The sequence below is a fragment of the Oscillibacter acetigenes genome (assembly GCF_025567605.1).
Taxonomy (GTDB): Bacteria; Bacillota; Clostridia; order Oscillospirales; family Oscillospiraceae; genus Oscillibacter; species Oscillibacter welbionis.
The window spans coordinates 648232-661011 of the sequence record NZ_JAOQKG010000001.1; the positions used below are offsets into that span (position 1 = coordinate 648232).

At 56.9% G+C, this 12780-nt stretch carries 9 protein-coding genes; 4 read left to right on the forward strand and 5 right to left on the reverse strand.

Features of this window, described 5'->3' with window-relative positions; all coding sequences use genetic code 11:
• Positions 1-581 precede the first annotated feature (581 nt).
• Both OCV80_RS03265 and OCV80_RS03270 read left to right on the forward strand, forming a co-directional pair.
• On the forward strand, positions 582-1781 hold the full coding sequence (locus OCV80_RS03265) for a CaiB/BaiF CoA transferase family protein (RefSeq protein WP_119311486.1): 1200 nt from the start codon (positions 582-584) through the stop codon (positions 1779-1781).
• A 22-nt stretch (positions 1782-1803) separates the two neighbouring features.
• The gene (locus OCV80_RS03270) at positions 1804-2718 is read left to right on the forward strand and encodes a hydroxymethylglutaryl-CoA lyase (RefSeq protein WP_119311485.1); all 915 of its coding nucleotides are present in this window, start codon (positions 1804-1806) and stop codon (positions 2716-2718) included.
• Between the two features lie 405 nt (positions 2719-3123).
• Here the strand turns inward: OCV80_RS03270 and OCV80_RS03275 are convergent, their stop codons facing one another.
• The 5 genes from OCV80_RS03275 to OCV80_RS03295 form a co-directional block, all read right to left on the reverse strand.
• The gene (locus OCV80_RS03275) at positions 3124-4569 is read right to left on the reverse strand and encodes an SLC13 family permease (protein WP_119311484.1); all 1446 of its coding nucleotides are present in this window, start codon (positions 4567-4569) and stop codon (positions 3124-3126) included.
• Between the two features lie 316 nt (positions 4570-4885).
• The gene (locus OCV80_RS03280) at positions 4886-6739 is read right to left on the reverse strand and encodes a sigma 54-interacting transcriptional regulator (RefSeq protein WP_267288217.1); all 1854 of its coding nucleotides are present in this window, start codon (positions 6737-6739) and stop codon (positions 4886-4888) included.
• 294 nt (positions 6740-7033) lie between these two features.
• On the reverse strand, positions 7034-7948 hold the full coding sequence (locus OCV80_RS03285) for a hydroxymethylglutaryl-CoA lyase (RefSeq protein WP_158629700.1): 915 nt from the start codon (positions 7946-7948) through the stop codon (positions 7034-7036).
• Between the two features lie 150 nt (positions 7949-8098).
• Complete coding sequence (locus OCV80_RS03290; protein ID WP_136890881.1) at positions 8099-9043, reverse strand: AEC family transporter; 945 nt, start codon at positions 9041-9043, stop codon at positions 8099-8101.
• A gap of 71 nt (positions 9044-9114) precedes the next feature.
• Positions 9115-10524 carry a sigma-54 interaction domain-containing protein gene (locus OCV80_RS03295; RefSeq protein ID WP_158629698.1) on the reverse strand — a complete coding sequence of 470 codons (1410 nt, stop codon included), beginning with the start codon at positions 10522-10524 and terminating at the stop codon, positions 9115-9117.
• 309 nt (positions 10525-10833) lie between these two features.
• Between OCV80_RS03295 and OCV80_RS03300 the strand changes: the two genes are divergently transcribed.
• Both OCV80_RS03300 and OCV80_RS03305 read left to right on the forward strand, forming a co-directional pair.
• On the forward strand, positions 10834-11190 hold the full coding sequence (locus tag OCV80_RS03300) for a DUF997 family protein (protein ID WP_025543856.1): 357 nt from the start codon (positions 10834-10836) through the stop codon (positions 11188-11190).
• Entirely contained in the window at positions 11187-12770 is a 1584-nt protein-coding gene (locus OCV80_RS03305) for a sodium:solute symporter family transporter (RefSeq protein ID WP_025543855.1), read from the forward strand. Before OCV80_RS03300 ends, OCV80_RS03305 begins: the two co-directional genes overlap by 4 nt.
• Positions 12771-12780 lie beyond the last annotated feature (10 nt).

Sequence of the window (12780 nt, forward strand, 5' to 3'; positions counted from 1 at the left end):
GTGAAGAACCTGTCGACACTGATAGCTCATTCAGCCAGAGAGATCAATGTCTGGCACCACATAATTCCAGGAATGATCAAGGAAGAGCCGCAGGTTGGTGGGGGAGAAGGCGGATGAGGCGCTATTTTCTTCATTTCAATATCTACTGTAAAATAAAGGAGCAGCATTCTATCGACCGGAACATTGCTCAGATATCGGCATGACTGCCAATAGAACCAGATGGGAGCGAATGTGGCATTTCCCAGGCGCATGAACGCCATGCTCTCAGGAGTTGAAAGCTGCGGACGATAGGCGCATCCGACCGGAAAATTTGGCTCCGCAGTAGGTCTTCTTGAAGTGTTACGGGATGTAACAATATGTTACGGTACATTTAATACTTACTGATACAAATTAGCAGCTTGATAGCGGACGGTTCAAAAAAACAGACCGATATCTGTGGTATTACGACGTCTGGGCTGCTCCAAAATGTTGGCACAAAAATTGCTTAATATCCCGATAGGATAAGGCCCTCCTCTGGTCTCGCCCCCAGAGCGATAGGCCAATTCTGAAGGCATATTATTGACGGAAAAGGAAGGTTTATCATGGAGCACGAAAAAGGCCTGCTGGAAGGCATTGTTATTCTGGATCTGACCCGCGTGTTGGCAGGGCCCTACTGCGGTGCGCTGCTGGCGGATATGGGCGCTACGGTTATCAAGGTCGAGCAGCCTGGCAAGGGTGATGACAGTCGGAGCATGGGCCCCTTTATCAATGATCAAAGCGTTTACTTTGCCAACTTTAACCGCAGTAAGATGGGCGTCACCCTGAACCTGAAAGCCCCCGAGGCCAAGGAGATCTTCAAGGAGATGGTGAAGAAGGCCGACGTGGTGATCGAGAACTACCGTCCCGGCACCATGGAGAAGCTGGGCCTGGGATATGATGTGCTGAAGGAGATCAACCCCGGCATCATCTATGGCGCTTGCTCCGGCTTCGGCCACACAGGCCCATACAGCAAGCGTGCGGGTTATGATATTGTAGGTCAGGCCATGGGCGGACTGATGAGCACCACCGGCTGGCCTGGCGGCCCTGCCACCCGCTGCGGCACCCCCATGGGCGACGTGCTGGGAGGGCTGAACCTGACCGTCGGCGTGCTGGCGGCCCTGGTGAACAAGCAGAGGACAGGTCTGGGTGAAAAGGTCGACGTGGCACTGGTGGACTCTGTGGCCTCCGCTATGGAGAATATCACCATGATCTATCAGTCTACCGGCCGTATCCCCCAGCGGATCGGCAACCGTTATGAGTCCACCTATCCCTATGATGTGTTCCCGGCCAGTGACGGCGACGTGGTCATCGCCGCCGGAAACGCCAAGCTTTGGAAGATCCTGTGCAGTGTGATGGGCAGCCCCGAGCTGGCTGATGCCCCCAAGTTTGCAGGCATCCAGGAGCGCATCGCAAATCACGAGGAGCTGCGGGAGATCATCAGCAGTTGGACCAGAAACCATACCATTGACGAAATCGACAAGATGCTCAATGACGCCGGCTGCCCGGCCTGTCCGGTGAACACTATTGACCGTCTGGTGAAGGACCCCCAGATCGCCGGCGACCGCGGAATGTTCCCGGAGATCGACCAGCCCGGCATGGGCAAGCTGCAGATCACGGCCATGGCCCAGAAGCTGACCCGCACCAAGTCCTGCCCCAGAAAGGGGGCGCCCCTGCTTGGCGAGGACAATGCCGCGATCTACGGTGAGATGCTGGACTTCGACGAGGCCAAACTGACCGAGCTGAAGGAGAAAGGCGTTATCTGATTTTAGAGGAGGATTTCCTGTCATGAGCAAGCAAGTTGAAGTCATCGAAGTGGGGCCCCGGGACGGATTCCAGAGTGTCAAATGCACCCCGATCACCACGGAGCAGAAGCTGACCGTCATCGATCAACTGGTGGCTGCCGGAGTGAAGCACATCGAGTATACCTCCTTCGTCAGCCCCAAGGCCATTCCCCAGCTGGCAGACGCGGCTGACGTGACCCGGGTGGTGCTGGAGAAATATCCAGACATGGATCTGTTCGCACTGATCCCCAACCTGCGGGGCGCACAGAACGCCTATGAGCTGGGCTTGCGGCGGGTGTGCTATGTGGTCTCTCTCAGCAAGAGCCATAACAAGGCCAACATCAACCGCACCCACGAGCAGTCTCTGGAGGCGTACAAGGAAATCCGGGCTGCCTATCCCGACCTGGACATCATCGTGGATCTGGCCACCACCTTTGGCTGTCCCTTTGAGGGGAAATACGACAATCCCTCCGCCGCGGTAAATTTTCTGAAAGACTATGTGGACGCCGGTATGAAGACCTGCTGCCTGTGCGATACTATCGGCATTGCCGATCCCGCCCAGGTGCGCGCAGTGATCGGCGCCGTGAAGAACGCATATCCCGGTCTGGATCTGATGGTCCACTTCCATGATACCCGCGGCCTGGGCATGGCCAACACCCTGGCGGCCATGGATATGGGGGTTACCAAGGTGCAGGCTGCTCTGGGTGGTCTGGGAGGCTGCCCCTTTGCCCCCGGTGCCTCTGGAAATCTGTCCACAGAGGATGTGGTGTGGACTCTCAATGAGATGGGCTGCGACACTGGCATTTCCTTCTCCAAGCTGCTGGCTGCTGCGAAGGCCCAGATGCAGGCCATCCCCGGTACATACAGCGGCCACCATATCCATGTAGAAAAAGAAACTCCCTGCAAGCCTGAGCGATAAGTCATCTAACACACACTCCTTCCCGCCCCCTTCCCAAATGGAAGGGGGCGGGGTTTTTCTGCAGGGCTGGGCGAAGAAGATGCAGGCGGGGATTCTGCGGCGGCTTACGCAGAGCCCGTACAGAGAGAAGAACACAGGGGGATCGCACGAGAAAGGGCTGACGCACAGGGCTTTGGACGGGCTGGCCCTGGGGATTACAGACTCTGTACTCGGGGGTGTATGTACCCTATGATTCTCCTGAGGCCGCCTGTGAGACAGCTGGAAGAGACGGTGTGGATCGGTCCGCACACCTGTGCTGTGCCTGTGAACTCCAGCAGCTGGATCGCTGGAGCGGAGGAGCGGGGGGACAGGAAAGGGCTCCGCACATACTGTGCGGAGCCCTTGTGACAGATGTACCAGGGACGGTCAAACCGTGCCGACACCGAAGATGCCCATGGTGATGAAATACAGAACGATGGGGAAGATGATCAGAGCGATGAGCTTCAGGCCAAGGCCGCATTTCAACATATCTTTCAGCTCGATTTCGCCGGAGCCATAAGCAATGGCGTTGGGGGGCGTTCCGGGAGGCAGCATGAAAGCAAAGTTGCAGGCCAACATGCAGGCGATCATCATGGCAAAGGGACTGACTCCGATAGCCTCGCCCACACCGGCCAGGACCGGGATAAAGGCGGCCACGACCACGGCGTTGGTAGTCAGTTCAGTGAGAACAGCGGTGACAATACCAACCAGAATTACAATCAGGATGGAGTTCATGCCCGCCAAGCCGGAGAGCATATTGGCGATCCACTCCGCGCAACCGGCATCCCGGAAGGCGTTGCCCATGACCATGGAGCCGCCCAGCAGAATAACGGCGTTCCAGGGGATGTCATTGAAGCCGGTCTTCCAGTCGCAGACGTACTCACCTTTCTTATAATCCATAGGTGCAATCATAACCAAGATTGCACCGAACATGGCGATAGTTTCATCCGTGGCATAGGGGAACCAGTCACCCCAGACCAGAGAACGGGTGACCCACAGGATGACACACAGAACGAAGATGGCGGCAACCCACTTCTCGCCCTTGTTCATGGGCCCCAGTTCCTCATACTGCCTGCGGGCGATGGAGATGTCAGTAGGGGGCATCTTGTCGACCTTGAAGAACTTCACCATATAGAGCCAGAAGAAGGGGATCAGGATGACGGTGAAAGGCAGGCCGATCTTCATCCAGTCCAGAAAGTCGATGTCGATGCCAATGGTCTCACGGATCAGGCCGATGCCGGTGGGGTTGGTGGTGGTGCCGATGACAGTTGCCATGCCGCCGATGGTGGCGGCGTAGGGGATGGCCAGGACCATGGCTTTCTTTAGACCGGCGGCATTATCGCCCAAGGTGCTGGAAATAGCCAGAGCTACAGGCAGCATCATGACAGTGGCGGTCGTGTTGGACATCCACATGGACACAAAGCCTACGGCAATGATGAATCCCAGGATCAGAGTGGTGGGCTTCTTGCCGACCTTGCTGACGATGCCCAGAGCAATACGCTTGTGCAGGCCGTGCTTCACCATGGCGCCGGACAGGAAGCCCACGCCCACCAGCAGGTAGCAGGTGGAGTAGGCATAGTGCGCGAACAGCGTGATGTCATTCTGTCCCTTGGAGCCGGTGATTTGCATTACCGGGAACAGGAAGATCGGCAACAGCGCTGTGAACGGGATCGGCATGGCCTCAGTGATCCAAAAGACCACCATCAGTACGGTGACGGCCAGCACCCGCTGCCCCACCAGCGACAGCCCTTCAGGCGTCGGCATGAAGCCGATGACCAGCATGGCAACGATGCCGACAAGGAAGCCGATTTTTTGGACTTTTGTTTTACCCATGGAATCTCCTCCTAAAAGATAGTAGAGTCTTGCCACAGGATCCCCTGTGACCTGCCCAGACGCAGCTCGCCCACGACGTCAAAAGCTATTATTACAGATATAGCAAAAAATGTGCCAATCCTTCGGGAAAAATTCATATATTTGACTAAATATTTGAAAAAGCTGTAGAAAATTTACAAAAAGGAGGTAAAAATGCACAAAAAACGCCTTGCCCGCGAATGAAAATAGGCAGACAAGGCGTTTGGCCGGGGGAGTGTAACGCGATTTGTTAAACGTGTGTTGCAAACGGTTAAAGGCGCAGCAGAAAATGAAACGATCACCGTTGGATGCCGTATTTTTTCATCTTCCGCCATAGAGTTTGTCGACTGCAGCCAAGGCTTCTGGCGGCATCCGCCATAGAGCCGGGGTGGTTGTGCAGAGCGGCCTCGATGGCGCGGCGGTCACGTGATTCCGTTTCCTGGCAGGGTTCCGGCGCAGGCTCAGCGCGGCGGCGCAGAATATCCGACACCGTCACGGAGGAGGCTCCGGCGTTCCTCATCAGAATATTGGCCCGCTCCACAAAGTTTTGTAGCTCCCGGATATTGCCGTACCACTGATAGGGACCGGCCTGTTCAAGCAGATACAAGAACTGGCTCTGCATGATGGGGTCCTTGCCGCCGGGCAGCTGGCGGAACAGATGGAGGCCTAAGATCTTCACATCGTCACCCCGCTCCCGCAGAGGCGGGAGCTTCAGGTCCAGCACGTCCAGACGGTAATACAGGTCCTCCCGGAAGCGGCCTTCCACGGTCTCCTGCAGCAGATCCTTGTTGGTGGCGGCGATGATGCGCACGTCCACAGGGATCACCCGGCTTCCGCCCACCCGGCGGATCTCTTTTTCCTGCAGGACCCGCAGCAGCTCCACCTGGGTCTCCCGGGGGATCTCGCCGATCTCGTCCAGAAACAGGGTACCGCCGTGGGCCAGTTCAAACACGCCCTCCCGGCCGCCCCGGGAGGCGCCGGTAAAGGACCCGGCCTCATAGCCGAACAGCTCGCTCTCCAGCAGGCTGTTGCTGACAGCGGCGCAGTTGATGGCCACAAAGGGGCCGTCCCGGCGGTCACTGGCGTTGTGGATGGACTGGGCGAACAGCTCCTTGCCGGTGCCGGTCTCCCCCAGAATCAGCACGGAGGCACGGGAGGCGGCATAGCTCCGGGCAATCTGGATGGTGCTGCGGATGGCTGGGGAGTCCCCCAGGATATCGTTGAAGGCGTACTTGGCCACCAAGCCCTTTTCGTGCAACTTGAGGCGGATCTTCTGTTCGCTGTTCTGCAGCTGCTTCACGTCCTGAAAGGTGGCCACTACGCCCCGGCGCTGGCCGTCCACCAGGATGGGGATCCGGTTGGTGTTGCACAGGGTCTGGTGGATCTGCATGATCTGGTCCAGCTGCTTCTCGCCGCTCTCCAGCACATCCGGCAGAAGGGTATTGGGCAGGACCGCCTCCACCGGCTGTCCCACGGAATCCGCGGCCCGGCAGCCCATGATCCGCTCTGCCGGAGGATTGAGGACCTGAATCCGGCCGTTTTCATCAATGGCCAGGATGGCGTCATGCGTGAAGTCCAGTACTGCCTGATACATCTCTGATTGAGTCTTAAAGAGGCACTGTTTTTCTGCTTCCTCCACCTGGACACGGCGCAACTGAGTGGCACTCTCCAGTGCATTGAGAATGGTTCCCACGGAATTTTCCACGATCACATGGGGAAGTCCCAACCTTTTGGCCCACGGATCGGTCCAGGCACCGCCCACACTAAACACCGCGCCGTCTTTCAGGGCACGCTCCACGCAGCCCCGGCAGTCGGCAAAGCTTTTGAAGATGTAGTTCTTTGTCTGCACCTCCAGCATCTCACACATCTGCAGAATATCAGAACTCATGGGATCATAGGAAAAAAAAGCAATCAGTCCAGGTGTGTGCAGACCACGCTCCTTCAGCATCCAAAGATAGTCGGAGAGGGAGTTGTTCAGGCTCACGACTTTCAGGTTGGTGACCTCTTCCACGATCCGGCGGGTCCCTTTGCGGGTGATAATGATTTCGGCACCCGCAGCTGCCAGTGTCTGTGCACACTTGACCGTCTCCTGGCGGCCGCTGGCGGCCACCACTACATCAATGTTCTGATAATTCTCCTGTTTGATCAGCATCTCAGCTTTTTCCGCCAACTGTAGGGTCGGGGCCATAACACAGATATCGTTGACATGCTGAACGTCTTTCCAATTCAATATCTCCACATATATACCTCTCTGCTCTACGTTTTGAACGCAGATACGGATGGACCGACTGAAATCTGTCCGCACTACGCGCCAGCGAAGGGATGCACCAGAAAAACGTTGCACTGGGATGGGAGTGATTTTCCCTAAAAGGCTCCCAAGTCCGGGGAAGGACCGGCGTCAGCAGCGAGTGAAACGCCGCTGGTGCCATTCTGTGCCGCTGATCCCTTAGACGCAGGGCTTCGTCTTGTACAGGGACATCAGATGGCTGACGATAGGGGCGTGGACATACTGTTGGAGCAGCAGCACCGCCTCATGGAGTGCATCGTTGTCGATGCCGGTCTCAATGCCCATCTCATGCATCATGTTCAGGGTATCCTCTGTGGCAACATTACCGGCTGCGCCGGGGGCGAAGGGACAGCCGCCCAGGCCGCCGGCCGCGGTTTCAAACTTGTGGACGCCCAGTTGCATGGCGGCCAGGGTGTTGGCCAGAGCCAGGCCCCGGGTGTCGTGGAGATGCATGACGAACTTGTCCGCTCCGAACTGGGCGGTGAGCGCATTCATCAGGTCATAGGTGCGCTTGGGATTGGACATGCCTACCGTGTCGGCAATGGAGATTTCCTTGCAGCCCAGATCCAGGCCGAACTGCACCATTTCCGCCACCCGCTCGGTGCGGATCTCCTCTCCAAAAGGACAGCCCAGAGCGGTAGCCAGAGCCAGGCGGAAGTCGATCTTGTGGCCGTACTCCTGAATCAGGGTCTTGAACTGTTCCATGGATTCCTCCGGCGTCCGGCGGACATTGGCTATGTTGTGAGAGCGGCTGACACTGATGACATAGGTCAGTTCGTTGATGCCGCACTCCACGGCGGTCTCCACGCCCTGGGCGTTGGGGACCAGCGCTACCGTGCGGACGCCGTGCGCCTTCAGCGTATCCCGCACAGCGGCCACAACCTCCTTGGCGTCGGCCATCTGGGGGATGGCTTTGGGGCTGACGAAGGAGACAACCTCCAGCCGCTTGAAGCCGGCCTCTGCCAGCTTCTTGATAATAGCGACCTTGCCCTCAAAGGGAATGATATCATGGACGTTCTGGAAGCCGTCTCTGGGGCAGACTTCGATCAGCTCAATGCGTTTCGGTAGATCCATTGTGAAAAACTCCTTTCCATATTTGCTGATTGGCATGATATTTGTTCGACCTGCGGATATAGTCCGCAGAGGATACGCTTGACCACCGGAGAGTTGCATGGCGTGTCTTATGTAACAGAGACAATGTTTCAAAACGTTACGGCGTACGCCCTATATGAGCCGCGCTGTGCGCATGGCAAAGATGATGGCTGTCATGGTGAACAGAGACATCAAGTGGGTCACTACTACGGCGCTGCAGGCCAGGGCTCCGTCGCCGCCCATCTTGTCTGTGATGATGTAGACATTGACGGCGGCCGGCATGGCGCCGACGATGATCAGGGTGACCAGCTGCTCCGCCGGAAGGCCGGCGGCGATCCCCATGGCAGCCCAGATGGCCGGCATCAGCAACAGCTTGACACCGCAGAGACGCATGAGCAGCGGCAGATCGTTCTTCAGGGCACTGAGACGGATGCTTCCGCCCACCACCAGCAGCGCCATGGTATTGGTGGCGGCCTGGAAATAGCCCAGGCTCTCAGAGACCACGAAGGGCAGCTGGATCTTGAAATAGGCGAAGGGGATGGCTGCAAGCACAGCCAGGATCATGGGGTTTTTCAGAACGTTCAGAAGCACGGTGGACAGGCGGAACCGGCCCTGGCGCTCCTTGACAGTCATCAGAACAACGCCCTGAATATTGTAAAGGGGGATCACCAGCGCCAGGATCAGCGTTGCGCTGGGCACATGGGAGACTCCATAGATATTTCGCAGAAGAGCCGTGCCCAGATAGACGAAATTGCCCCGGTAGGCGGCATGGGAAAAGGCGCTCTGCTTGCTGCGGTCCGGACACAGCAGCCAGCCGGCTGCCCAGGCCAGCGCGAACTGCAGCACCACGCCGCCCGTTGCCACCGCGACATATCTGATGTCAAAGGCGGTGCTGAGATCGCTGGTGGCGATGTCCAGAAACATTTTTCCAGGCAGCAGTACGTAGTACACCAGATTGGTGGTATGGGCAATGTAATTCTCTGTGAAAAACCCCTTGTGGGTGAGAATACAGCCCAGCCCCATGACGATGAAGAGGGGCAGGCTCATATTGAGGCTGAACAGCAGATTCTCCAGCAAAATCGGTTCCTTCTCTCCCGCGGTGTTCAACACCGCGTCAAAATTATTAAGCAATTTTCATGCCGGCTTTTTCAGTGGAGCGGTTCTTCTCCGGGGCCCTGGCAGTTCCCGGATGTCCGGGGTGGCTTCAAACCCAGCTTCTCCAGCTTCCGGTACAGGGTGGAAAGGTGGAGCTCCATCTTTCCGGCGGCTTTTCGAAGGTCCCCGCCGCAGGATGCCACCATGGCGGAGAGGTATTCCCGCTCATAGATATTCATGGCCTGCTGATAGGGCAGAAGGTCCGGGACTGGGCATTCGCTGGTTTTTGGAGAGGATATGCCCGGTGGGATTTCCCGGAAGGCCGCCGCATCGATGATGGAATCCCGGCTCTCCACCATCATCCGCTCCACGGTGTTGCGAAGCTCTCGGACATTGCCCGGCCAGGACCACTGTTCCAGAGCCCGAATCAGAGCGGGCATCAGATGTTTTGTAAAGCCATACTTTTTGTTGAAAAGCTGGACAAAGTACCGGGTCAGTGGGGCGATATCCGCCACTCGTTCCCGCAGAGGCGGCACGTGGATGGTCAATACGTTCAATCGGTAATACAGGTCTGCCCGGAATGCCTTTTCCTCTACCATCTCCCGCAGATTCCGATTGGTGGCGGCAATGATCCGTACGTCGCATTTCTGGATTCGGTTGCTGCCCAGACGCTTGACTTCGCCGGTCTCGATGATCCGCAGCAGTTTGGCCTGGAGTTCCAGAGACATTTCGCCGATCTCATCCAAAAAGATAGTGCCCTTGTCGGCGAACTCGAACAGGCCGATCCTGCCGTCCTTGGAACCGCCGGTAAAGGTGCCCCGTTCGTAACCGAACATCTCCTCTTCCAGTAAAGAGGGGGGGAGAGAGGCGCAGTTGATCGGGATGAAAACCTGATCGGCTCGGTCACTGCGGGCATGGATGTATTTGGCGAACATCTCCTTGCCGCTGCCGGACTCGCCGTACAGAATGACGGTGCTGTCCACCGCGGCTACATGATCGGCATACTCCAGCAGTTTCACCATGGCATCACTCTCCGCGATGATCATGGATGGAGTTTTGTCAGTGCCCTGCATGAAGCGAATGACGTTGCGGACGTTGTCCCGCTCCTGGTCGAACTTCTCCAGCAAGGTGTACAGCTCCTCCTCATCCCAGCTGTATGTAGGGACGTATTGCAGCTCCCCGTCCGGGCCGAAGTGAGGCCGGGACAGGGCAAGCACCTGTCGGCCGGAGGCGGTCAGCGTGTGGTTGCTGAGACACTCCTGCTTTGTTTCCAACGTCTTGATGGAAGAAGCGCTGGTGGCAAAGCAGTAGCCCTTGAGGGTATCATAGATCGAGAGCTGCAGCAGCGTCTCACGGTCGACACCCAAAAGGCGACAGGTGCCGTCGCTGACATAGAGAAAACGGCCCCGGTCATCCGTGACCAGCATGCTGCCGAAGTAGTGCTCCGCCAAGATCTTCAACAACTCATATTCCTTCTGAGCTGCGGGGGTTGAAGCCAGATCCCCGGCCAGATGTGTTTCCGGTCTCTGTACCATGCTGTGGTCAATTCCTTTCTGAAAAATTTGCATTTCGCCGAAATGCGAAAAACAAATTCGCGAATCAGAGAAAATCAGAGGGCATTTTTTCTAATATATCTTGGAAAACGACAAAATTGCAAGGACAATTTAGGCAAAACGGACAATAAATGAATGGCATATCTTTTGCTAAAAAGAAGAGCAGCAAGCCGGACCGGAATCTGCCGGCCGGAAGAGAATTTTAAAGGAGTGAGAATCATGGAAAACAAAAAACTGTCAAATGTCGATCTGGAGAGTACCGACTATGACCCCGCCCAGGTGGGCAATCTGGACCGCCGCCTGGAGGTGGGCAAAAAAGACGCCGTGTTCTTTCACGTGCTGGGGGTGGTGGCCACAGTGATCGCCACCATCTGGATGTACGCCTTCGGAACCGGCGATCCCGCAGAGATGAGGTACTTTCTGGGCATGCCCATGTGGGTGTCTGGCGCAATCGTGATTTATCTGGCCATGTTTGTGGTGGGCATGATCTGGCTGGTCAAATGGGAGGAGTTTCCGCTGACCGCAAGGTTTAAGAAAGACAGTATGAACAAGAAAGAGGGAGGGGAACAAGCATGAGTTATGATCTGGGCGGATTCTCTGTAACCGCGTCCACATCTCGGGTCATGTTGATCATCTTTGCCGTTTACAGCGTTGTTATCGTGGGCTTCGGCTTCTACATCAAATATCAATCCAAAAAGGGCGGTAAAGACGGCCTGGCCTCCTTTCTGACGGGCGGCGGCGGGCTGGGAGCCTTTGCCATCGCCATGATCGCCGCTACAAATTCCATGGCCGGCGGCACCATGGTGGCCGCGCCCGGCCTTGGGTATTCCGTTGGATTCACAGCTGCATTGGTCTATTACGCCGGTTTCCTGACTGCTGCCTATGGCCTGGGCAGCGTGGGGCGCAAAGTGGCGATCCTGCGTGACCGCACCGGTGCCGTCACGTTCCAGCAGCTTTTGGGGCTGCGGTTCCAGTCTAAAAAGGTCGTGGGGGCGCTGGCTATCACCGGAGCTTTCGGCCTGACTTTTTTCGCCGTGGGTCAGATCACCTCCGGCGCCAAGGTCTTCGCCGCTGTCACCGGCTCCAACTCCTACTACTTGGGCATCCTGCTGACCATCGTCATCACTGTGATCTACACCGTCTCCGGAGGGATCAAGTCCATGGCCAAGGTGGCCAGCATTCAAGGTGTCATCATGCTGATTGCCACGTTCTCCATCATCGGTGTTCTGATTGCCGACAACGTGGAAAAGTACGGCAGTGTCCAGGCCGCCATGGAGTATCTGGGCACAGCCTTCCCCGGCGCGATCCAGGCGGACACAGGCTTCACCTTCTGGAACGCTATGGGCACTGCGTTGTTTGCCGGCGTGGGCCTGGGCGCTGTACCCCACGCCCTGTCGGTCACGATGACCTACAACAACCATAAGAAGCTGAAGCAGGGCGTCATCATTTCCTGCTGTGTATTTACTCTGATCCAGGGCATCATGTGCTTCACCGGCCCCCTGACCCGGGCCATTAACCCCGGCCTGGAGACTGCGGACTATACGACCATCTTCAACGCCACCAATCTCCTGCCCTCCTGGATGGGCGGCATCATTTTCTGCGGTATCTTTGCTGCTATCCAGTCCTCTCTCGCGGGGCTGGCCATGGCCGGTGCGTCCATACTGGCCAAGGACTTTGTGGTGGACTGCTGGAAGCCAAACACGCCTCCCAAGACCCAGAGCACCATCAACACCGCATTTGTATTGGGCATCTCCCTGGTGGCGACGTTGATCGCCCTGAAGCCCTCTACCCTGACCCAGTACATGATCAACTTCGCCCTGGCAGCCCTTGCAGCGGCCTGGTACTTCCCTGTTCTGGTGGGCATGTACTGGAAGAAAGCCACAGCAAAGGGAATGTTCGCCTCTACGGTGGGCGGTTTTGCCGCATACGTCATTCTTTATTTCATCTCCGGCGTGATCCCATCCACAAAGGAGTGGTGGGCTGCGGCGCTGGGGGGTGTCCACGCTTTCCTGCCTGCCTGGCTGATCTCTCTGGTGCTGTTGGTGGCTGTCAGCTATGCCACGCAGAAAGAACGGGTCAAGCTGGGATATTTCCAGGTGTTCTTCTGTGAGGACTATGATGAGAAGTATGCCAAGATCGATACATTGAAAGACTAAGAAAGGAAGT